The 21893-nt window shown below is 69.9% G+C and carries 23 protein-coding genes and 1 riboswitch; of the genes, 16 read left to right on the forward strand and 7 right to left on the reverse strand.

What is annotated here, in order from left to right:
• Positions 1-62: 62 nt before the first annotated feature.
• Together QF206_RS05120 and QF206_RS05125 are read right to left on the reverse strand one after the other, a co-directional pair.
• Positions 63-389 (reverse strand): transposase, encoded by a 327-nt coding sequence (locus QF206_RS05120; RefSeq protein WP_422785358.1) that lies wholly within the window; start codon positions 387-389, stop codon positions 63-65.
• Positions 390-601: 212 nt separating this feature from the next.
• Entirely contained in the window at positions 602-1831 is a 1230-nt protein-coding gene (locus QF206_RS05125; RefSeq protein ID WP_281488147.1) for a glutamyl-tRNA reductase, read from the reverse strand.
• Positions 1832-1874: 43 nt separating this feature from the next.
• Here QF206_RS05125 and hemE point away from each other — a divergent pair, with 43 nt between their 5' ends.
• The 15 genes from hemE (at position 1875) to hemC (QF206_RS05200) (ending at position 16796) form a co-directional block, all read left to right on the forward strand.
• The gene (gene hemE / locus QF206_RS05130; RefSeq protein ID WP_281488148.1) at positions 1875-2930 is read left to right on the forward strand and encodes a uroporphyrinogen decarboxylase; all 1056 of its coding nucleotides are present in this window, start codon (positions 1875-1877) and stop codon (positions 2928-2930) included.
• A gap of 8 nt (positions 2931-2938) precedes the next feature.
• Positions 2939-4288: a protoporphyrinogen/coproporphyrinogen oxidase gene (locus tag QF206_RS05135; protein WP_281488149.1), complete on the forward strand. Its 1350-nt coding sequence runs from the start codon at positions 2939-2941 to the stop codon at positions 4286-4288.
• Positions 4289-4640: 352 nt separating this feature from the next.
• Positions 4641-5801 carry a ferrochelatase gene (locus QF206_RS05140; RefSeq protein WP_281488585.1) on the forward strand — a complete coding sequence of 387 codons (1161 nt, stop codon included), beginning with the start codon at positions 4641-4643 and terminating at the stop codon, positions 5799-5801.
• Positions 5798-6772 (forward strand): hydroxymethylbilane synthase, encoded by a 975-nt coding sequence (gene hemC, locus QF206_RS05145; protein ID WP_281488150.1) that lies wholly within the window; start codon positions 5798-5800, stop codon positions 6770-6772. Before QF206_RS05140 ends, hemC (QF206_RS05145) begins: the two co-directional genes overlap by 4 nt.
• Entirely contained in the window at positions 6769-7623 is an 855-nt protein-coding gene (locus tag QF206_RS05150; RefSeq protein WP_281488151.1) for a uroporphyrinogen-III synthase, read from the forward strand. Before hemC (QF206_RS05145) ends, QF206_RS05150 begins: the two co-directional genes overlap by 4 nt.
• Positions 7620-8606, forward strand: a complete 987-nt coding sequence (gene hemB, locus QF206_RS05155) for a porphobilinogen synthase (RefSeq protein ID WP_281488152.1) — start codon at positions 7620-7622, stop codon at positions 8604-8606. The genes QF206_RS05150 and hemB overlap by 4 nt, the downstream gene beginning before the upstream one ends.
• A complete protein-coding gene (hemL, locus tag QF206_RS05160) occupies positions 8603-10015 on the forward strand; it encodes a glutamate-1-semialdehyde 2,1-aminomutase (protein ID WP_281488153.1) in 1413 nt (470 codons plus the stop codon). Before hemB ends, hemL begins: the two co-directional genes overlap by 4 nt.
• Positions 10016-10170: 155 nt before the next feature.
• Positions 10171-11208, forward strand: a complete 1038-nt coding sequence (locus QF206_RS05165) for an iron ABC transporter substrate-binding protein (protein ID WP_281488154.1) — start codon at positions 10171-10173, stop codon at positions 11206-11208.
• Positions 11205-12749: an ABC transporter permease gene (locus tag QF206_RS05170; RefSeq protein ID WP_281488155.1), complete on the forward strand. Its 1545-nt coding sequence runs from the start codon at positions 11205-11207 to the stop codon at positions 12747-12749. The genes QF206_RS05165 and QF206_RS05170 overlap by 4 nt, the downstream gene beginning before the upstream one ends.
• Positions 12746-13852, forward strand: coding sequence for an ABC transporter ATP-binding protein (locus QF206_RS05175; protein WP_281488156.1), 1107 nt, complete (start codon positions 12746-12748; stop codon positions 13850-13852). Before QF206_RS05170 ends, QF206_RS05175 begins: the two co-directional genes overlap by 4 nt.
• A 74-nt stretch (positions 13853-13926) precedes the next feature.
• The gene (locus QF206_RS05180) at positions 13927-14406 is read left to right on the forward strand and encodes a hypothetical protein (RefSeq protein ID WP_281488157.1); all 480 of its coding nucleotides are present in this window, start codon (positions 13927-13929) and stop codon (positions 14404-14406) included.
• Positions 14403-14840 carry a phage holin family protein gene (locus QF206_RS05185; RefSeq protein ID WP_281488158.1) on the forward strand — a complete coding sequence of 146 codons (438 nt, stop codon included), beginning with the start codon at positions 14403-14405 and terminating at the stop codon, positions 14838-14840. The genes QF206_RS05180 and QF206_RS05185 overlap by 4 nt, the downstream gene beginning before the upstream one ends.
• On the forward strand, positions 14837-15067 hold the full coding sequence (locus QF206_RS05190; protein WP_281488159.1) for a DUF3618 domain-containing protein: 231 nt from the start codon (positions 14837-14839) through the stop codon (positions 15065-15067). Before QF206_RS05185 ends, QF206_RS05190 begins: the two co-directional genes overlap by 4 nt.
• A 140-nt stretch (positions 15068-15207) precedes the next feature.
• Positions 15208-15900: a hydrogen peroxide-dependent heme synthase gene (hemQ, locus tag QF206_RS05195; RefSeq protein WP_422785359.1), complete on the forward strand. Its 693-nt coding sequence runs from the start codon at positions 15208-15210 to the stop codon at positions 15898-15900.
• The gene (hemC, locus tag QF206_RS05200; RefSeq protein ID WP_281488160.1) at positions 15897-16796 is read left to right on the forward strand and encodes a hydroxymethylbilane synthase; all 900 of its coding nucleotides are present in this window, start codon (positions 15897-15899) and stop codon (positions 16794-16796) included. Before hemQ ends, hemC (QF206_RS05200) begins: the two co-directional genes overlap by 4 nt.
• 97 nt (positions 16797-16893) lie before the next feature.
• Here the strand turns inward: hemC (QF206_RS05200) and QF206_RS05205 are convergent, their stop codons facing one another.
• The 4 genes from QF206_RS05205 to QF206_RS05220 all read right to left on the reverse strand — a co-directional run bounded on the left by QF206_RS05205 (position 16894) and on the right by QF206_RS05220 (position 19713).
• Positions 16894-17268, reverse strand: a complete 375-nt coding sequence (locus QF206_RS05205; RefSeq protein ID WP_281488161.1) for a DMT family transporter — start codon at positions 17266-17268, stop codon at positions 16894-16896.
• On the reverse strand, positions 17265-17579 hold the full coding sequence (locus QF206_RS05210; protein WP_281488162.1) for a DMT family transporter: 315 nt from the start codon (positions 17577-17579) through the stop codon (positions 17265-17267). Before QF206_RS05210 ends, QF206_RS05205 begins: the two co-directional genes overlap by 4 nt.
• A gap of 16 nt (positions 17580-17595) precedes the next feature.
• Positions 17596-17662: riboswitch (guanidine-III (ykkC-III) riboswitch) on the reverse strand.
• A 54-nt stretch (positions 17663-17716) separates the two neighbouring features.
• Positions 17717-18733 (reverse strand): LacI family DNA-binding transcriptional regulator, encoded by a 1017-nt coding sequence (locus QF206_RS05215; protein ID WP_281488163.1) that lies wholly within the window; start codon positions 18731-18733, stop codon positions 17717-17719.
• Complete coding sequence (locus tag QF206_RS05220; protein WP_281488164.1) at positions 18730-19713, reverse strand: polyprenyl synthetase family protein; 984 nt, start codon at positions 19711-19713, stop codon at positions 18730-18732. Before QF206_RS05220 ends, QF206_RS05215 begins: the two co-directional genes overlap by 4 nt.
• Positions 19714-19907: 194 nt before the next feature.
• Here QF206_RS05220 and speB point away from each other — a divergent pair, with 194 nt between their 5' ends.
• Entirely contained in the window at positions 19908-20897 is a 990-nt protein-coding gene (speB, locus tag QF206_RS05225; RefSeq protein WP_281488165.1) for an agmatinase, read from the forward strand.
• Between the two features lie 52 nt (positions 20898-20949).
• Here the strand turns inward: speB and QF206_RS05230 are convergent, their stop codons facing one another.
• Positions 20950-21726 carry a nitrilase-related carbon-nitrogen hydrolase gene (locus tag QF206_RS05230; protein ID WP_281488166.1) on the reverse strand — a complete coding sequence of 259 codons (777 nt, stop codon included), beginning with the start codon at positions 21724-21726 and terminating at the stop codon, positions 20950-20952.
• Between the last annotated feature and the right edge of the window lie 167 nt (positions 21727-21893).

Consider the following 21893-nt stretch of genomic DNA (forward strand, 5'->3'; position numbering starts at 1 on the left):
GGTGAGCACGCGGCAGATCGGCTCGACCCCGAACCGGTCCCGGTGATCGTCGACGAAGGCGACTACCACGGCAAACGCGGGTCGAGCTCCCGCGCGAAGAAACTCGACGCCGCCAGCAGGATCTCATTCGCACGCTTCAGCTCGCGCACCTCGGCCTCAAGCTCCTTGACCCGCTTCGCATCTGCGGTGCTCACCCCGGGACGCTCACCGGCGTCGATCGCGGCCTGCTTCATCCAGCCGCGCAGCGTGTAAGCATTCACCCCAGTGCGCTGCCCGATCCGAGTCACTGCCGCATGCATCGACAGCTCCGGATCCTCTTTCCGTGCTTCTTCCACGAGCCGCATCGCTCGCTCCCGCAACTCCTGCGGATACTTCTTCAGTGCTGGCATGGCCATCATCCTCTCGGGGAATCAGACCCTCCACGAAACCCGGGGCGATTCATTGGAGGAGTCCCTTGTAGAGCGCAAAGCCATCGATGTAGACCATGACCGTTCGACGGGCTCGCACGGGCTCACGCTAACGACACCGCGCTATTGCGCACTCAGGGCTTGTGAGTTGCGCACGGGGCTGTGGTGCCGGTGCGGCGTCAGCGCCGTCGGCGTCAGGCGCTTGCTTCGCCCGTGGCGCTCTCGGCATCCCGGCGGCTCTTCTCGGCCGGGCAGAGCCCGAAGAGCGCATCGATGCCGCGCGTGAACTCCTCCGCACGGCCTTCGGCCGCCAGTTCGCGTGCGCGCACGGACGGTCGGTGCAGCAGCACGCCCGCGAAGTGACGCAGCGCGGCGGCTACTTCTGGCGACGCTCCACGGCCTCGTGTCAGTTCGCCCTGCAGCACCGCCTCGACGTGCTGGCGAAGCGCCACGACCGACGGTCCGATCTCGACGTCGTTCGAGAAGTCGGATGCCGCGGCCCGCACGAGCTCTTGAGCCTCAGCGGCGGCGTGCACCTCCTCGAGCGGGGCGTGCAGCTTGATCGTCTCGAGGTCGAGCACTTCGGCGCCCGCGACTTCGGCGACGCGCGAGTCGACGTTGCGCGGCATCCCGAGGTCGACGAACAGTCGCCGGCCGGGGCGCACGTGGCCGACCTCGATCACCGGCCGCTCCGTGGTCGTGCAGGTGATCACGAGGTCGGCGCGGTCGATGGCCGCGTCGAGCGAGGTCTCGGCAGTGAGCGAGTGCTTGGCGGCGAAGCCGGCGGCGCGCCCGCTCGCCGAGTAGACGCGGATATCGGTCGCGCCGAGGTCTCGCAATGCGGCGACGGTCGTCGCGGCATACTGCCCGGTGCCGACGAGCAGCACGCGGTGCGTCGCCCAGTCCATCACCCGGCTGTCGGCCAGTTCGAGCGCGAGACGAACGAGTGAGCGGCCCGCGCCCCCGAGCGCCGTTCCGGTCTTGACGGTGCGGCTCGTCGCTGTGGCTTTCTGGAACAGCTGTTCGAGCGCCGACGACGTCAGACCCTCCTCACGGGCCTGTTCGAGTGCCCTGGCGACCTGGCCGGAGATCTCGTCTTCACCGACCACCACCGACTCCAGGCCCGAGGCGACCGAGAAGAGGTGGCGCACGACATCGTCGCCGTGCAGCACCTGAAGGTTGGACCGAAGCTCCGCAGCATCCACTCCCGCGCCGTCTGCGACGGTCTGGAGCGAGTCGAGCGCCGATGAGTCGAGGTAGACCTCGAAGCGGTTGCAGGTGGCGAGCACGACGGCGCCTCGCACATCTCCACGCTCACGGCCCCGCTCACGAAGGGCGTCGGTCACGCCGGGAGCCGCCGCCGACAGTCGTTCGAGCAGCCCGAATTCGGCGGTTCGATGACTGGCGGTGAGACAGAGAAGCACGGCCCACAGTATAGGTAGAGCATCTCGCCCATATCCTGAGCGCATGCCGCTCGCTCACGATCATCCGCTCGTCGATGGACGCACCTCGTCGTCCCCCCTCATCCGCGCCTACCGGGGTGAACGCCCTGAGCGGATGCCCGTCTGGTTCATGCGACAGGCGGGCCGATCGCTGCCCGAGTACCGCGAATTGCGCGCGAACGGCGACATGCTCGAGGCCTGCCTGACGCCCACCATGGCGAGCGAGATCACCCTGCAGCCCGTGCGCCGGCATGGCGTGGACGCCGGCATCTTCTTCAGCGACATCGTCATTCCGGTGAAGCTCGCCGGCGTCGACGTCTCGATCGTGCCCGGGCGCGGGCCCGTGCTCTCCCAGCCGATTCGCACCGCCTCGGATGTGCTCGCGCTTCGACCCCTCGACCCCGAGGCGCTCGCGCCCATCCGCGAGGCCGTCGCGTTGACCGTCGCCGAACTCGGCTCCACTCCGCTCATCGGGTTCGCTGGTGCACCGTTCACGCTCGCCGCGTACCTGGTCGAGGGCGGACCCTCGAAGGACCACCTGCGCGCGCGTTCACTGATGCACTCCGACCCGCACACCTGGGCCATGCTGCTGAACTGGGCAGCCGATGTCAGCGGCCAGTTCCTTCGCGCGCAGGTCGAGGCCGGTGCCTCAGCGGTGCAGCTGTTCGACTCGTGGGTCGGCTCGCTGTCGGAGGCCGACTACGTGCGCAGGGTGGCGCCGCACTCGGCACGGGTGTTCTCGCACCTGCGCGGGTTCGATGTGCCCAAGGTGCACTTCGGCGTCGGCAGCGGCGAGCTGCTGCCGGCCATGCGGGCGGTTGGGGCGGATGTCATCGGCGTCGACTGGCGCTTGCCGCTCGACGTCGCGTCAGCACGCCTCGGGGGCGATGTTCCGCTCCAGGGCAACATCGACCCCGCGCTGCTGAGCGCCCCCTGGCCCGCACTCGAAGCGCACGTGCGGCGCGTCGTCGAGCTGGGTCGCGCCGCCCCGGCGCATGTCGTGAACCTCGGCCACGGCGTGCCGCCCGAGACCGATCCGACCGTGCTGACTCGCGTCGTGGAGCTCGTGCACTCCCTGTGACGGATGCCGTGAACGACGCGCAGCGCGGTGCCTCGCCGCGCAGCGCGTCCACGCCTGTGGTGGTGGTGGGCGGCGGCGTGGGCGGCTTGGTGGTCGCCCGCGAGCTCGCTCGCAGCTGCATCCGTGTCACGCTGCTCGAAGCCTCCGACCGGCTCGGCGGCCAGGTGCGGCGTCTCACGCTCGCCGGGCTCGACCTCGATGTCGGCGCCGAGGCATTCGCGACCAAGTCGACCACCGTCGCCGACCTCGCCCGCGAACTCGGACTCGAGGCCGACATCGTCGCACCCGCGCCCCTGCGGGCGTGGCTGCAACCGGTGACCGGGGCGGCGCGGCCACTGCCCTCGACCGGACTGCTCGGTATTCCGTCGAAGCCGCTCGCCCGAGACGTGATCGCCAGCGTCGGCATCTTCGGGGCCGCGCGAGCAGCTGTCGATCGCGTGATGCCGCGCCGCGTCGGAGCCGATGCCGAGTCGCTCGGCGACCTCGTGCGCATCCGCATGGGTGCGGCAGTGCACGACCGTCTGGTGTCGCCGGTGGTCACCGGCGTGCACAGCGCGAGTCCGGCCGAGCTCTCCGTCGATCGCGCGGCACCCGGACTTCGCGCGGCCCTCCTTCGTTCCGGCTCCCTGTCGCGCGCGGTGGGAGAGCTGCGGCGCGCAGCGCCGGCCGGGGCAGCCGTGGCGGGGATCCGCGGCGGCATCGCCCGGCTGGTCGACTCGCTCGAGCTGGAGCTGCACGCTCTCGGCGTCGACGTGCGGCTCGGGGCGGCCGTCGAGTCCGTGAGCCCCGACGGCGTTCAGCTCGCGGGCGGTGAGCACGTCGCGGGACGCGTCGTCGTCGCAGCCCCGGGGATGCTCGGGCCCTCGCCGACGAGGCCCGCTGTGGTGGCGGTGCTCGTGCTCCGGTCGGCGCAGCTCGATGCCGCCCCGCGCGGTACGGGGCTCCTCGTCGCCCCCGGTGCTCCCGGCATCCGCGCCCGTGCGCTCACCCATCAGACCGCGAAATGGCCATGGCTCGCCGAACGTGCGGCGGGTCAGGGCGAAGGCCTGCACGTCGTGCGGCTCTCGTACGCGGGCGCGGATGCCGACCTGCCTACGATCGCGTTGCGCGACGCGTCGACCCTGCTCGGCGTGCGCCTCACGGCATCCGACCTGGTGGAGAGCGCGATCGTGACGTGGCAGCGTGCCGCGGTATCGGAGTCGCCCGTGCCGGAAGGCGTATTGCTCGTGGGAGAAACGGCCGCCGGCGGGGGACTGGCCGCGGTGGTGGCGCACGCCCGCCGCACGGCCCGGGAACTGGCACACGACATCGCCGGGGAGACCGCCGAGGGTGCGCCACGCCGCCTCGGCCAGGGTTAGCCTCGCGGGCCAGGGGTGCAACCCCGACCGACGGCGGCAACTCTGGCCGCGAGCGCAGCCCGCGCCAGAACCGACGCGCGTCGTCGCAGGGGCGCCCGTCGGCCAGAGCGCGCTGTCGGCGCTCAGACGTTAGGCCGATTCTCACCGAGGGCTCGCTAGCGTGACCCACATGGCAGATGAGCGTGCTGTGCCCGCAGACGATTCGCCCTCGAGTGCCGCGCGCAGCGGCAGCGAGCCCGAGTCGAACCTCCCCGGAACCTTCGCCCCCACATCACGTGCGGCCTCACCGGCACCCGGCTCCGGCTCGGGCTCCGGCCCCGACGCCGACCTCCGCCCCGAGCTGCCCGTGACCGTGCTGGGCGCGACTCCTGCCTGCGCCGGCGGCGACCCGCACATCACCGAGCCTGTCGAGTACGACGCGATTCTGCTCGCCGGGTTCGGCGGCCCCGAGGGGCAGGACGACGTCATCCCGTTCCTCCGCAACGTCACACGCGGCCGCGGGATCCCCGATGAGCGACTCGAAGAGGTCGCGACGCACTACCGCCACTTCGGCGGCGTCAGTCCCATCAACGAGCACAACCGTCAGCTCAAGGCCGCGATCGAGCAGGAGCTCGCGAGCCGCGGCATCGATCTCCCCGTGCTCTGGGGCAACCGCAACTGGGCTCCCTACCTGGCCGACACCGTTCGCGAGGCGCGTGAGCGCGGCTTCACCAAGCTGATCGCCATCGCGACGAGCGCCTACAGCTCGTTCTCGAGCTGCCGCCAGTACCGCGAAGACTTCGCGATGGCGCTCGAATCGACCGGCCTCCTCGGCGATGGAACGTCACCGGCTGCCGTGCAGATCGACAAGGTGCGCCAGTTCTTCGACCACCCGGGCTTCGTCGCACCCTTCGCGCAGGGTGTGCGCGCCGCGCTCGACGAGCTCGAGGACCAAGGCTTCGCCGATGAGCAGGTGCATGTGCTCTTCAGCACGCACTCGATCCCGATGACGGATGCCGCGCGCTCCGGCCCGAGGGGGCACTCCTTCGGCGAGGGCGGCGCCTACGCCGCGCAGCACCAGGCCGTCGCCGAGGTCGTCATGGAGCTCGCCGAGAGCGACGCGCCGTGGAGCCTGGTCTACCAATCGCGCTCGGGACCGCCCGAGATGCCCTGGCTCGAGCCCGACATCAACGACGCGATCGAGGAGCTCGACGCCGAGCAGACCCGCGCCGTCGTGATCGTGCCGCTGGGCTTCGTGAGCGATCACATGGAGGTCATGTGGGACCTCGATGAGGAGGCCATGCAGACCGCACGCGACCGCGGCTTCGCGGCCGTGCGGGTGCCGACCCCCGGCATCCACCCCGAATACGTCTCGGGCCTAGTCGACCTCGTGATGGAACGCGTTCAGGGCACGCCGGTGGCCGAGCGTCCCGCGCTCACGCCGCTCGGCCCCTGGTACGACGTGTGCCGACCCGGATGCTGCGAGAACGTGCGCGCCGGCTTCAAGCCCGCCGCAGCCGGGGTCGCCCCGTGACGCCGCCTTCCGCCAGCCCGGCCCTTCCCGCCACGATCAGAGTCGGCACGAGGGCGAGCGCGCTCGCCATGGCCCAGACTCGCGCGACCGTCGAAGTCCTGCAGACGATGACCGGTGCTGCCGCCGAGCTCGTGCCGATCGTGTCGGAGGGCGACCGCACCACCGCCTCGTTGGCCTCGCTCGGAGGCACGGGAGTGTTCGCGGCGGCGCTTCGCACTGCGTTGCTCGAAGGCCGCTGCGACGCTGTCGTGCACTCGCTGAAGGATCTGCCGACCACACCGCTCGACGGGCTGGTGATCGCTGCGACGCCGCGCCGCGAAGACGCCCGCGACGCGCTGTGCGCTCGCGATGGGCTGACTCTCGACACGCTACCGGCGGGCGCCCGGGTCGGCACGGGCTCGCCCCGGCGCCGCGCCCAGCTGCTCGCCCGGCGCCCGGATCTGCAGGTGCTCGACATCCGCGGCAATGTCGACAGCAGATTGGGCAGGGTTCAGTCGGGCGATCTGGATGCCGTCGTGCTGTCGCTCGCGGGTCTGAATCGGCTCGGCCGTGCCGATGCCGTCACCGAAGCGTTCCCGCTCGAGGCCTGGCCAACCGCGCCCGGGCAGGGCTCGCTCGCGCTCGAGGTTCGGGCGGGCGATGAGGCGCTCGTGTCGGCGCTCGACGACGTGGTGACCAGACTGACCGTCGACACCGAACGGGGCGTGCTCGCGCGTCTCGAAGCCGGCTGCGCTGCGCCCGTCGGCGTGGTCGCCCGTGTCAGCGGTGGCGGCGAGGGCGATGCCCGCGGGGCTGAACTGCACGCCGAGGCGCACGTCTACGCGCTCGACGGCACGCGCTCGCTGCGCAGCGCTCACAGCATCCTCATCGACGACGCGGAACGGCCCGCAGCCGAGCTCTCTCGCCGAATCGTCGACGAACTGCTCGGGGCCGGAGCCGCGACGCTGGCGCCCCTCGGATCGAGGCGATGACCGAAGCCCATCCTCAGCGTCTCGCCGGCTGGCGGGTGCTCGTGCCCCGCGCAGGGGAGTGGGGCGCGCGCGCTGCGGCCCGCCTTCGCGCGGAAGGCGCCGACCCCGTCATCGTGCCGCTCATCGCGTTCGCCCCGCCGTCGGACCCTGCCGCGCTCGCCGCTGCTGCTTCCCGCCTCGCGACGGGAGAGTACGACTGGGTCGTCTTCACGAGCGCCACGACCGTGAGCGCACTGGCCGGCGCGGCGGGTGCGCATGTGGGCGATCTCGCAGATGCCGCGGCACCCGGCTCGGGCAGCCCCGGCCCCCTCGTGGCGGTCGCGCCCACGACGCGGGTCGCCGCCGTGGGAGAGGCGACGGCTGAGGCCCTCGAGCTCGCCGGCGTCGACGTCGACTTCGTGCCCGAATCCGATTTCTCGGCACGCGCCCTCGTCGAAGAATGGCCCGCACGGATGCCGGGACTGCGGGTGTTCGCACCGCTCTCCGAGATCGCGGCGCCGACCCTCGTCGACGGGCTGCGAGGCTACGGACTCGAGGTCGATGAGGTCGGCGCCTACTGCACCGTCACGGCCTCGCCCGACGACGCCGGTCGTGCGGTGCTGGCGGGTCCGCTCGATGCCGTGCTCGTGACTTCCGGGAGCGTCGCCCGCGCCCTCGTCGAGCTCGCCCCCGAACTCGACCCGTCCACCGTGATCGCCTGCATCGGTCCAAGAACGGCTCAAGAGGCAGCGGAGGCCGGGCTCGCGGTCGACGTCGTCGCCGCTCGCCAGAGCATTCGGGCGCTCATCGACGCGCTCGCCGCCGCCCACCATCCGCACCTCGCGCCGACCTCCGAGGAGAACAGCCCATGACGTTCCCAGCGCACCGCCCTCGCCGCCTTCGTGCCACACCCGCGATGCGGCGCCTCGTCGCCGAGACACGCCTCCACCCCGCTGAGCTGATCCTCCCGATGTTCGTTCGGGAGGGCATCGATGACCCCGTGCCGGTGAGCTCGATGCCGGGCGTCGTGCAGCACTCGCTCGACTCGTTCCGTCGCGCACTGCATGAGGCGGCAGAGGCGGGCATCGGCGGCGTGATGCTCTTCGGCGTGCCGGAGGAGAAGGATGCGGTGGGTTCCGGCGCCACCGACGAGTTCGGCATCCTCAACGTCGCCACACGGCTCGCCGCGGCCGAGGTCGGAGACGCTCTGGTCGTGCAGACCGACCTGTGCCTCGATGAGTTCACCGACCACGGTCACTGCGGTGTGCTCGACCCTGAAGGACGCATCGACAACGACGCGACCCTCGTGCGCTACCGCGAGATGGGGCTCGCGCAAGCGGCCGCCGGGTCGGCGATGCTGGGTCTCTCGGGCATGATGGACGGCCAGGTCGCCGCGGTGCGCGACGCGCTCGACGGCGCGGGATTCTCAGACACTGCGATCCTCGGCTACGCGGCGAAGTACGCCTCTGCGTTCTACGGACCCTTCCGCGAGGCGGTCGGGTCGTCGCTGCAGGGCGACCGCAAGACCTACCAGCAGGACCCCGCCAATCGTCGCGAGGGGCTGCATGAGGCGGCACTCGACCTCGATGAGGGGGCGGATGCCGTGATGGTGAAGCCCGCGATGTCGTTCCTCGACGTGCTGGCCGATGTCGCCGCGATGAGCGACGTCCCCGTGTGGGCGTACCAGGTGAGCGGCGAGTACGCGATGGTCGAGGCTGCAGCCGCCAACGGCTGGATCGACCGCGAACGCGCGATCATCGAGAGCATCATCGGTATCCGGCGCGCCGGCGCGGACGCCGTGCTCACCTATTGGGCGGTCGAAGCAGCCGCCATGCTCAAGGAAGGGGAGGCATGAGCGAGGCAACGGCTCACACCGGCATCGCCGCGGGGCTCGACAACGCAGGGCTCGACAACGCGGGGCTCGACAACGGGGGGCTCGACAACGCAGCGCAGTTCGAACGGGCGCAACGCGTGATTCCCGGCGGCGTCAACTCGCCGGTTCGCGCATTCGGGTCGGTGGGTGGCACTCCCCGGTTCTTCGTGTCGTCGCGCGGCGCCACAGTCACCGACGTGGAGGGGCGCGAGTACATCGACCTGGTCGCATCGTGGGGCCCGGCTCTGCTCGGCCATGCCCATCCCGAGGTCGTCGCCCGCGTGCAGGAGGCCGCCGCCAAGGGTCTGTCCTTCGGCGCGTCGACCCCCGCTGAGACCGAGCTCGCCGAGCTCGTGCGCGAGCGGCTCGTTGTGAACGGTGCGTCGCCCGTCGAGAAGCTGCGCCTGGTGTCGACCGGCACCGAGGCGACGATGACCGCGATCCGCCTGGCCCGCGGCGCGACGGGCCGCGACCTCCTCGTGAAGTTCGCTGGCCACTACCACGGGCACTCCGACTCGCTGCTCGCCGAAGCAGGGTCGGGCCTCGCGACGCTCGCGCTTCCGGCATCCGCCGGCATCACTGCAGCGACGGCTGCGCAGACGCTCGTGCTGCCCTACAACGACCTCGCTGCGGTCGACGCGGCGTTCGCCGAGCACGGTGACCGGATCGCCGCGGTGATCGTCGAAGCCGCCGCGGCCAACATGGGCGTGGTGCCGCCCATGCCCGGGTTCAACGCCGCTCTCGTCCGGATCGCGCGAGAGCACGGCGCGCTGATGATCCTCGATGAGGTGCTCACCGGCTTCCGCGCGGGCCGTGCCGGGTGGTGGGGCCTCGAAGCGACGGGTGAGGTGCCCGGGGGCACGGAGTGGACGCCCGACCTGATGACGTTCGGCAAGGTCGTGGGCGGCGGGATGCCGCTCGCCGCCGTCGGTGGACGCGCAGACCTCATGGATCACCTCTCGCCGCTCGGCCCCGTCTACCAGGCGGGAACCCTCAGCGGGAACCCGCTCGCGGTGGCCGCAGGACTCGCGACGCTGCGCCTCGCAGACGCCGCTGTGTATGCCCGGCTGAATGAGCTCGCCGACACCATTTCGCGTGAGGCCTCGGCGGCACTCAGCGCTGCTGGCGTGACGCACTCCGTGCAGCGAGCGGGCACGCTCTTCTCGATCGCGTTCGCGGAGCAGCCGCCGCGCGACTATGCCGAAGCGAAGCAGCAGGAAGCGTTCCGTTACGCGCCGTTCTTCCACACGATGCTCGAGCAGGGGGTGAACCTGCCGCCATCGGTGTTCGAGGCATGGTTCGTCATGGCCGCGCACGACGACGTCGCCCTCGAGCGCATCGTCACGGCGCTGCCGCATGCCGCGCGGGCAGCGGCTGCCGCGCAGGCCTGAGCCGATCGGGCCTCTTGCGCGGCCGGATGCCTATGAGCACCGCTCGAGTTGGCGCGAAGGCCAAGGTAAGGCTACCCTAAGCACGACATTTTTCTCGGCGGCGCTCGCCGCCTATCACCCCCTATGGAGCCTCTGTGCGCACTCGCTCTCGCGCCATGACCACCCTTTTCGCCTCGATCGCCGCGGTGGCGGTGCTGGCCGGCTGCTCGGCCGGACAACCTGCGCCCGCTGAGCAGAACACCTCGGACGCGCCCGAGAGCGATGGCGCCTTCACGCTCTACTCGGGTCGGAACGAGGCGCTCATTCAGCCGCTGATCGACCAGTTCGAGCAGGAGACCGGCATCGAGGTGGAGGTGCGCTACGGCAACACCGCCGAGATGGGCGCGCTGCTGCTCGAGGAGGGCGACCGCACTCCCGCCCAGGTGTTCCTCTCGCAGGACGCCGGAGCGCTGGGCGCGCTCGCGAAGGCCGATATGTTCATGACCCTGCCCGACGACATCGCAGACGCGGTGCCGGCGGGATTCACCTCGACCGACGGCAGCTGGGTGGGTGTCACGGGCCGGGCGCGCGTCGTCGTCTACGACAGCGAGAAGCTCGCAGCATCCGACATCCCTGACACGGTCGACGCGCTCGTCGAGCCCGAGTGGGCGTCACGTCTCGGCGTCGCACCGACCAACGCGAGCTTCCAGTCATTCGTCACGGCGTATCGCGTGCTGGAGGGCGACGCCGCGGCCGACGAGTGGGTTGCGGCCCTCAGCGAGAACGACCCGCAGATCTTCGAGAACAACAACGCGATCCTCACGGCGGTCAACGATGGTGCGCTCGACGCGGGACTCATCAACCACTACTACTGGTACCAGCTCGCGGCCGAAGTGGGCGTCGACAACATGCGCGCCCAGCTGGCCTACCCCAAGGCCGGCGACCCGGGTTCGATCGTGAACGTGACCGGCGCCGGCGTGCTGCAGAACGGAGCGTCGGATGCTGACGCCCTCGAGTTCGTGCGCTACCTCGTCTCGCAGCAGGCTCAGCAGTACTTCGTCGAGCAGACCTTCGAGTACCCGCTGCTGCCGGGTGTCGACGCTCCAGAGGGCCTGCCCGCACTCGAGAGCCTGATCAACCCCGAACTCGACCTCTCCGACCTGGAATCGCTCGCTGACACCCAGGCGCTGCTGAGCAAGTACAGCCTGCTGTGACCACGACGGCCGGGGTCGGCGAGCGCACCCGGCCGCCGCTGCTGCTGGCAGCCGCGGCCGCGCTGGCCGCATCGGCATCGCTGATCCCGGTCGTCTACCTCGCGGTGCGCGCGGTCGAGGCGGGCACCGAGGGCTTCGTCGCGACACTGCTGCGCCCCAGAGTGCTCGAGCTCGCACTGAACTCGGTGGCGCTCGCCGCCTCGGTGACCGCGACATGCCTGGTGCTCGGAGTTGCCAGCGCCTGGCTGCTCTCTCGGTGGCGTCTGCCGGCCGAGCGCACCATCCTGCTGCTGAGCGCACTGCCGCTCGCCGTTCCGTCATACCTGGTCGCGTACGGGTGGCTCGTCTGGTCGCCAGGCTTGAACGGCTTCTGGCCGAGCTGGGCCGTGCTCACCGCGGTGTGCGTGCCCTATGTCACCTTGCCGGTGGCGGCGGCATGGAGGGGCAGTTCCGGCGACCTCGAAGCCGTCGCCCGCACGCTCGGCCGCGGACCGATACGGTCCTTCTTCTCCGCTACCTGGCCCCAGGTGCGCGGGGCCGCCCTCGCCGGTTCGCTGTTGGTCGGGCTCTACTCCTTGGCGGAGTTCGGTGCGGTGTCGATGCTGCGGTTCGAGACGCTGACCTGGGGCATCAACGCGTCGTACAGTGCGAGCTTCGATCGGCAGCAAGCCGCCGTGCTCGCGCTCGTGCTGGTCGCGCTCGCCCTGATCGTGGTCTGGGCAGAGCGGAGAGCTCGAGGTCAGGCCGTCACCCGCGTCGCGCGCCCGCTCCCGCGCGGGGTCATGCCGAGGCGGTGGCTCTGGGCTGCGCTCGCCGTCGTGCTGGCCGCACCGGTCGTCAGCGTCACCGTGCCCGTGCTGGGACTGGGCGTGCGCCTCTTCAGCGCAGAGAGCATCCGTGCTCTTGACCTGCCGCGCTTCGCAAGCGCCGTCGGCGCCACCCTCGGTCTGGCGGTCGTGGGCTCGCTGCTCGTGCTCGTCTTCGCCCTGCCGATCGCGGCGTTGACCGCGCGGTATCGCGATCGGCTCAGCCGAGGAATCGAGGGGATCGGCTACCTCGGCCATGCCCTGCCCGGCATCGTCGTCGGCCTGTCGCTCGTGTTCTTCGGCCTCGCCGTGGTGCCGTGGGCGTATCAGAGCCTGCTCATGCTGCTCTTCGCCTACGTGGTGCTCTTCATGCCCAGGGCCATCGGCAGCGCGCGGAGCGGCATCGCGGCCGTCGCCCCGGCCCTCATCGACGTCTCTCGAACCCTCGGCGATACGCCGGCGGCGTCATGGCGTCGCGTCACGGCCAGGCTCGCAGCGCCGAATATCGCCATCGGGTGCTTGCTCGCAGCGATCGCCATCATGAAGGAGCTCCCGGCGACGCTGCTGCTGCGCCCGACCTCGGTGCACACGCTCGCGACCGAGCTCTGGACTCGCACCGCCGCCGCCGAGTACGGCGGGGCCGCTCCGTATGCTGCCGCGCTGCTGCTCGTCGCCTCGGTGCCCGCAGTGCTGCTGTCCACGATTCGCAGCACCGCGAGAGAGGATGAGTCGTGAGCTGGGTGAACATCGCTGACCTCTCGGTCGCGTTCGGCGAACTGCCGGTGCTGAGCCGGGTCGGGCTCGCCATCCCACGCGGCGACATCGTGGCGGTGCTCGGGCCGAGCGGCTGCGGCAAGACCACGCTGCTCCGGGCGATCGCCGGGCTTGTGCCGATCGCCGATGGCGAGGTGCGCGTCGGCGATCGGCTGCTCTCGGGCGGCAAGGTGCGTGTAGCGCCTGAGCGGCGGGGCATCGGGTGGGTGCCCCAGGATGCGGCGCTCTTCCCACACCTCACTGTCGCTGAGAACATCGCGTTCGGTCTGCGCGGCCCTGCCTGGCGAAGCCCAGAGGCGCGTGCCGCGCGGGTCACCGAGCTCGCCGGGCTGGTCGGCCTCGCCGACCATGTGAAGCGCACGCCGGCGCAGCTCTCCGGAGGACAGGCGCAGCGCGTGGCGCTCGCCCGAGCGCTCGCTCCGCGGCCCGATCTCGTGCTGCTCGACGAGCCGTTCTCGGCACTCGACCCCATGCTGCGCGTACCGCTGCGGCGCGAGGTCGCCGACGTGCTGCGCGACCAGCGCTCAACGGCCCTGCTGGTGACCCACGACCAGCAGGAGGCGCTCTCGCTGGCCGATCACGTCGCGGTCATGATGGGCGGCCGGGTGCTGCAGTGGGGCACACCCGCCGAGGTGTATCGCCGCCCGGCCACGCCGTGGGTCGCGAGGTTCGTCGGCGACACCGTCGAGCTCGACGGGGTGTGGAGCGCGGATGCCGGCGGCCGATCGGTCGACACCGTGCTCGGGCGAGTGCCCGCCGAACTCGTGGGCGAGGCGCCCGCGAGCGGCTCGCGCGTGCGCGTCGTGTTCCGCCCCGAGTGGCTTCGCATCGAACCGGAGGGCGTGGGAGTCGCCGCGACGGTGACGGAGCTGTCGTTCGTGGGCCATGAGGGGCTCGTCACGCTCGAACTCACAGGCGGCGCCATCGTGCGCAGCCGAGCACTTGCCCTCGAACTGCCGCGGCCGGGCCAGGTCGTCTCGGTCACGGTGCGGCATCCGGCGCTCGTCTATGCGCACGCGGGCCTCGGCGCAGCGGCGCCCATGCCGCAGCCGAGTCAGCCATAACCGGCCCCGGGCGCGATAGCCGAACCGGACTAGTCTGGGGAACGCACGACGGACGACGATCATCGGAGGTCACCGTGAAAGGAAAGCTTCTCTTCGCCGCCGGTCTCGGACTCGGCTATGTGCTCGGCGCGCGCGCCGGGCGAGCGAGGTACGACAAGATGAAGAGCGCTGCAATGCGGTTCTGGAACAGCGACCCCATGCAGAAGCGCTTCGACGAGGTCAGCGACATGGTCAAGGACAAGGCCCCTGAGGTGGTCGGGTTCCTGGCAGAGACCACGAAGAAGCTCGCGACCAAGGCGTCGGAGAAGCGGAAGGCCGGCGGTGAAGCCGGCCACGAGTCGAGCGGCAGCGGCGCGGGCAAGAACGGTAACGGCGCCGCCAAGAACGGCAACGGCGCTGGCAAGAGCCGCAAGTCGGCTGGAGCCCCCGAGTCGGGCGCGTCGACCTCGACCGACAAGATCGCTCCGGATTCCGCGGCCTCTGAACCGCGGGCCGGCACCCCCGAGGGCATGGGCGCCGCAGGTCCCAGTCGAGCGGAGGGACCCACCACATGAGCGACGAGGCCGGCCGCCGGTACGGAAGCCGGCGCTCGCTCTTCCAGCTCATGAGCGATCTTCCCGGGGTGGTCGCAGACCTCGTACGGGCAGAGTTCGCGCTGCTCAAGGCTGAGATCGTCGCCAAGCTCAAGCTGGCGGGCATCGGCGTCGCGTTCCTGCTGATCGCCGCGGTGATCGTGCTGCTGTTCGTCGGCGTACTGCTCACTGCCGCGATCTTCGCGCTCTCGCTCGTGATGCCCGGCTGGCTCGCGGCGCTCTTGGTCGCGCTCCTGCTGCTGATCGTCATCGCCGTGCTGGTCATGCTCGGTGTGCGGCAGCTGAAGCAGGCGATGCCGCCGGTTCCCGAGCAGACGATCGACTCGGTGAAGCGCGACTACTTCACCATCATGGGCGTGCTCTCCCGCACTTCGCCCCAACCGGAGGAGCGATGAACGACACCGAACGGCTCGCGGCAGACGCCGCCGCCCGCCGCGCCGATCTCGAGGCGACCCTCGACGAGCTCGAGGACAAGCTGAACGTGAAGAAGCAGGCGAGGATCGCCATCGAGCGCGCACGGTTATCGTTCAAGCGCGACCCGGTACCGTGGGTGGCCGGAGGAGCAGCGGTCGTGGCCGCCATCGTCGGACTCATCGTCTGGCGCGTGAGCGGCGACGACTGAGCCCTGCGGAACGGGTCACCGACCCCTCACGACGGAATCAGGCGGCCGGCCCCTCGCCAAGAGGGCTCGGCCACGGCATCCGCCCGCGGCTGCCTCTTCCACCAGCCGTCCCGCCCACGAACGAGAGAGCTCGCACCACTGTGTCCGACACTGCATCGACTGACTCCACCACGCTCGGCTACACGCTCTGGGCCGTGCTGCGCCGTGACCCTAACTCCAACGGCCGGACCGCGGATGCTGCAGCCTCCGCCGCGCTCGACGCGTCGATCGCCGAGGTCGAGGCATCCGGAGTGACCGTGCGGGGGCTCTATGACGTATCAGGACTCCGCGCCGACGCCGACGCGATGATCTGGCTGCACGGTGCTGAGCCCGAGGGGCTGCAGGCCGCGCTTCGCATCCTGCGACGGAGCCCATTGCTGCAGCCGCTGCTGCCGACATGGAACGCCATGGGCGTGCACCGCGACGCCGAGTTCTCGCGCGACCACCTCCCCGCGTACATGCGCGACACCAAGCCGAAGCGCTGGCTCACCGTGTATCCCTTCGTGCGGTCGTACGAGTGGTACTTGCTGCCGGAGGAGGACCGCCGTCGGATGCTCGGCGGGCACGGGCGCATGGGCCGCGAATACGCCCAGGTGCAGGCCAACACCGTGGCGAGCTTCGCTCTCGGCGACTACGAGTGGCTCTTGGGTCTCGAAGCCGATGAGCTCGTCGACCTCGTCGACCTGATGCGGCACCTGCGCGCGGCCGAGGCTCGACTGCATGTGCGCGAGGAGGTGCCCTTCTTCACGGGTCGCCTCGTGAGCAGTGCCCAACTCGCCGAGGTACTTGCGTGAGCATCCGCGTCGGCTCGCGCGACAGCGCGCTCGCGCTCGCGCAGACGCAATCGATCGTCGAGCGGTTGGCCCGGAAAGCGGGCACGTCGGTCGAGATCGTGCCAGTGCACACCGAGAGCGACGGTCTCGCGCCCGAACTCGCGCCGCTCGATTCGACGGGGGTGTTCGTCTCCGCCTTGCGCACGGCCCTCACCGAAGGGGAGTGCGACGTGGTGGTGCACTCGCTCAGCGACGTGCCCACGACTGAGCGGCCCGACCTCAGCCTCGCCGCGATCGTCAAGCGGGGCGACGCGCGAGATTCACTGTGCGCTCGCGACGGCCTGACGCTGGAGACCCTCGACGCGGGCGCGAGAGTGGGCGTTGGCTCGCCGCTCGCACGAGCGCAGCTGCGATCCAAGCGCGCCGAGCTCGAACCCGTCGATGTGCTGGGCGACCTCGACTCCCGGCTGGCCCGGGTGGAGAACGGCGAGCTGGATGCTGTGATCGTGGGCGCCGCGGCGCTGACCCGGCTCGGCCGCGGCGATGCCGCGACCGAGAGCTTCTCGCTCAGCGAGTGGCCGACGAAGGCCGCCCAGGGCGCGCTGGCCCTCGAGGTCCGTCGGGGCGACGAGAAGCTCGTGAGCGCCCTCGACCATCGCGCTACGAGGCTCACCACGACCGCCGAGCGCGCGGTGCTCGAGCGACTGCGCGATGTGTGCGCGGCACCCCTCGGGGTGACCGCGGAACTCGACAACGGACTGCTGTTCGTGTCGGCCCGCGCGTACAGCAGCGATGGCAGCCGCGAGCTCACGAGCTCGCACGCGCTCTACCCCGACGACTCGAAGAACCCGGCCGCTGAGCTCGCCGCGCGCATCGTCGACGAGTTGGTGGGCGCCGGGGTCGCCGAGCTGGGCTGAGGCGCGATGCACGCGGAGTCCGCGCTCGACCGATCCGTTCGCAGTAGGGCGTCGACACGGCATGACGGGAGGCGGCGCCCTGCTGCGCAGGACGGCCTCACTCCGGAGTCTTGGTCATCGCAGCGGCGCCCGAGTCGTGGTCTCCTTCTCGTGTTCCGACGAGTTTGAGTCCGATCACGCATCCGAGTAGTCCCGCCAGCAGCAGCACCTTCACCACCGAGAAGGGTTCCTCGCCGGTCAGCATCGCGTAGCTCACCGTCAGTGCGGCGCCGAGGCCCGTCCACACCGCGTACGCGACGCTGATGGGCAGGCGCTTCATGGCGATGCCGAGCCCGCCGATGCTGAGCGTTCCGGCGACCAGGAACACCACCGTGGGGACGGGTTCCGTGAACCCGTTCGACTGCCCCAGGGCCGTGGCCCACACGGCCTCGAGCGCTGCACTCATCAGCAGCACCAGCCACGCCGCGTTCACGAGAACACCTTCAGGCCCACGACGCACGCCACGATCCCGAGCACGAGCAGAAGCTTGACGAGGCTGGCCTTCTCCTTGCCGGTCACGATCGCCCACACCACCGTGAGCGCTGCGCCGATCGAGGTCCACACTGCATACGCCGTGCCCGTGGGGATCTCGAGCATGGCCCACGAGAGACCCACCAGGCTCAAGACGAACGCGACCACGAACACCAGCGCGGGCCGGATGCGCTTGAAACCCTTGGAAGCCGAGAGCGCGGTGGCCCAGACGGCCTCGAGCACCCCCGACAGAATCAGCACGATCCACGCCATGACGAAACGACCTCCGGTTGGTCAGTCTTGTCGCTGGGCGGGTACTGCTCCCTCGTCCGCGGACCCTGATGTCGAGGCCCGCTCAGCAGAATACCAATGGCGCCTGGGCAGTGCGTCGGCATCCGCCCGCCCGCTCGTCACCGCGCAGGCGTCGCGTTCGTCGATTCGCGAATCGTGAGTGAGGTGGGAAGCAGCTCCTGTCGCCGCTCGCGGTCGCCTTCGATCTGAGAGACGAGGAGTTCCACCGCCAGCTCGCCGAGGCGGACCGGGTGCAGGTCGAGGGCGGTGATCGAGCGCTGCAGGCCGAAGTGCAGGTACCGGCTGTCGGCAAGGCTCAGGATCTGCAGTCGTTCCGGAACGTCGATGCCGAGCTGCCGCGCGCTGCGCTCGGTCGCGATCGCGAGGGTGTCGAGTGTGGTGACCACCGCGTCGAACTGGCGGTCATCGGCGCTCAGTGCGGCGCTGATGACCGGCTCCGCCTCGTCGACGAGTGGTCCGGGGGAGCGGATGATCGTCGGGTTGGCGTTTGCGGCAGCGCACCACTCGAGGTAGGCGGAGAGCTCGTCGCGCACATAGGACGACGTCGTCTCGCTGAGGAACAGCGCGGGCGACCTGGCCGAGAGATGGTCGAGCGACTGCGTTGTGCCGGTGAAGAAGTCGTTGTCGACCCAGCTCACCTCGCGCGAGTTGCGGCCGATCGTCACGCAGGCGATGCCTCTTCGAACGGCTTGGTCGACGAGGTCGTCGTCTGCCCCGGGGTCGACCACGATGAGCCCATCGGTGGAGTTGAGAAACCCGTGAGAGGTGCCGTGGAAGGGGATCATCGACAGCAGGAACCCCTTGGTGAACGCGCGAGCGCTCGCGCCGTTGAGCACCCGGAAGTAGTACTCCACATCCCACTCGGGCTGCAGCGATCCCGCGCCTCCTCCGCCAGACATCGGCGACACCGCCAGCGCGATCGTGCCGGTTCGGCCCGCGTTGAGATTCTTCGCGGTTCGGCTGGGCGTGTAGTGCAGTCGTTCAGCGACCTCGATCACGTTCTGCCTCGTGGCCGGGGCGACGCGTCCCTTGCCGTTGAGCGCTTCTGAAGCGGTGGCGACAGAGACGCCGGCCTCGCGAGCGACATCTTTGATGGTGGGGCGGCGCGGGTTCACGGCAGTGGCCTTCCGTCTGCTGGGGCGCCTCCCTGAGCAAGGGAGCCGAGTGTCACCGTGATCGCGGCAGAGAGCAGTTCCGGCCGCTGTGCGGTCGGAAGTGCTGCCTCGGCCCGCTCGACCAGTTCCGCGATCTTCCCGACGGTGAAGGCGCGGCTCGCCTCGGAGGCCGAAGCGGCCGCGAGCGCCTGTGCCCCGGGTTCCTCGGCGGATCCACCGAGCGAGTGGTAGGCGTGCCAGATCGGCAGCGTCGGGATGCCGTTCCTGATGTCTGCTCCGTGGTCCTTGTCGAGGTCGGAGACGTCGGTCTGCACGTCGAGGAGGTCGTCGGCGAACTGGAACGCCACGCCGATCCACTCGCCGGCCGCTCGGCAGCGGGCTTGTTCAGCTGCCTGCATCCCCGTCGAGAGCGCCCCGAGCTCGAACGCCGCACCGAACAGCGCGCCCGTCTTGAGCCTCGCATACTCCTCGAGCCGCTCGCATGCGTCATCGCCCCAGCTGAGAGAGGCCTCGCTGAGCTGGCCCCGGCAGAGCTGGGTGAAGGCCGAAGCGAGTGCCGCCGTGGCCTCGCGGCCCAGCGGAGCGACGTGCTCGAACGCCATCGCGACGAGAAGATCGCCGATGAGGATGGCGGTTTCGGCATCCGTGAGAATGTGCAGCGTCGGGCGGCCTCGCCGGACCGCCGAGTCGTCGATGATGTCGTCGTGCACGAGCGAGGCCGAGTGGAGCAGCTGGATGGCCGCGCCGGCTCGCACCAGGTCTTCTCTCGGGGCGGTTCCGAAGGCGTTCGCCACGAGCCAGGCGAGGCGCGCGCGCAACATCTTGCCCCCATTCAGGGAGCCGACGAGCTCCGCCGGCGAGCATTGCAGCGACAGCTGCTCGAATTGGGCTTCGAGCAGCGACGTCACGCGGCTCGACACCGCTTCGAGGTGCGATTGCAATGCGGCTTCGAGGTCCGCGATCTCAGAACGTTTCGGCATTCGGGCCAGGATACCGGCGGCCCATGCATCCTCCGGCTGCGACGTCGGCAAAAGCGCTCGACGGGCGCGGGGACCGCCGTGCTACGCTGAGCCGAATCGTTTCGGCAACGCCTTCACGGAAGGTGCGGCAATGTCCGAGCGAGCACTGATCATCAACGGAGATGCGCTGTGCGGCAGCGTGGAAAGAGAGAATCATGAGCGACACGGCAGGGACCTCCTTCGACGAGACCATGTGGAACGGACTGCTGCATGGCGGTCTCGGCGGCACCTTCATGGGTGTGCCGCAGGTGGAGCTGAAGCGCGAGGCGATCATCGCGTCGGGTGCCAAGGCCGTCGTGTACGGCTTCCCCTTCGACGCGACCACGATCAGTCGCAGTGGCGCGAACTACGGGCCGAGGGCTATCCGCGAGACGTCGGTGCAGTTCACGAACTTCCAGGCCACCTACGATTTCGACCTCTTCCAGCACCTGCCGCTCGCGGACGGCGGCGATTGCCACGTGGCGCTCGGAAACACTCCGAAGACGTTCGAGCGGGTCGAAGCAGACATCGCCGAGATCGTCGCCGCCGGGGCGATTCCGGTGGTCTTCGGGGGTGACCACTCGGTGAGCATCCCGGTCGGGAAAGCAGCCCGCAAGGCTGCGGAGAACCCGGGATGGGTGCAGTTCGACACTCATCTGGATGCGGCGCCGAACGTGGGGGGCGAGGAGCTCAATCACTGCTGCACCATCACGCGTGCCGTCGACAACGGATACGACCCCTCGAAGATGGTGCTCGTCGGCATCAGCGGGTGGATGAACCCGAAGACCGAACTGAAGTACTGCCGCGACAACGGCATCCGTGTGATCTGGCTCGAGGAGATCTGGCAGAACGGGACGGTATGGGCCGTCGAGCAGATTCTTGAGCGCGTGGGCGAAGACGGCTTCTACCTCACCTTCGACGTCGACACCCTCGACGCGGCGTTCGCGCCCGGCACCTGTGCGCCGACCCCCGGCGGCATGACGATGCGTGAGGCGCTCGAGATCGTGCGCGGCATCGCGCCGGCTGGTCTCATCGGACTCGACATCGCCGAGCCCGCTCCGTCGCTCGACCACTCGACCCGCACTCAGCTGGTCGCGGCGCGGATCGCCATCGAGGCGCTCGCGTTCCACGCCGGTTGCCCCAGCACGCCGGTGCGCGTCGGCTGAGAACGGCAGTCACGAACGCGGGGTCGGTTGGATGCCGGCCCCGCGTTCGTGTTCAACCGCTGTACAGCTCGGGTCGGCGTTGAGCGAGCATGGCGACCTCGGTCGGCACCGTGGCGTTCACCGCCAGGTCGGCCACCAGCGATCCCTGCTCGTCCTCACCCAGTTCGCCGAGAAGAGAGCCGTCTCGATCGACGATCCTGCTGAAGCCGCAGAAGGTGTGGCCCGACTCCGAGCCCACGCGATTCGCATAGGCCACGGGCAGGCGGTTCTCGAGCGCGCGCGCCGTTGAGGCGATGCGGTGATCCTCCGAGTAGGGGTGCATGTTCGCCGACCCCGCGAGCAGCAGTGCCGCGCCCTTCAATGCGAGGGTTCGAGCGACCTCAGGAAACTCGAGCTCGAAGCAGTTGATCACTCCGATCGGCGTTCCGCAGAGCGTGATCGGGTCGAGGGAATCGCCCGCGAGGAAGACGTCGCCCTCGGCGCCGAACAGGTGGGTCTTCCGCACCGCGGGGAGGATCGTGCCGTCAGCGTCTATGGCGAGGTAGGCGTCGTAGTATCCCTCGGCCGCGCGTTCGATGAATCCGACCAGCAGCGCGGTCTCGCGCTCCGCGCACCGTGCGGCGAGCGAGCCGAGCCTCGCGTCGGTAGTAGGCATCGCGAGCTCCTCGAGCGCAGCCGTCTGGTATCCCGTCAGGAACAGTTCGGGGAAGACGATCACGTCGGCCGCACTCGCTTCGACCATCGCTGCGGTGGTTTCGAGATTGGCTGCGATGTCTCTCGGTGCTGGAGTGGCCTGAACGACCTCCACCCGGAGCGACGAACGGAGCATTATTGGCGCCCTTCTGTTGGGGGTTCAACGAGCTGCGATCAAGAGGCCTTCACGCAGGCGAGCGAGCATCGGTTGCCGAAGCGTTTAGCACCGATGCTAAGGCAGCCGCCCCAGGAGAAGAAACCCCTTGCCTAAACGTTTCGACATCCTTTAGCATTTCCCCGGAC

This window comes from Ruicaihuangia caeni (assembly GCF_029952955.1).
GTDB classification, from domain to species: Bacteria; Actinomycetota; Actinomycetes; order Actinomycetales; family Microbacteriaceae; genus Ruicaihuangia; species Ruicaihuangia caeni.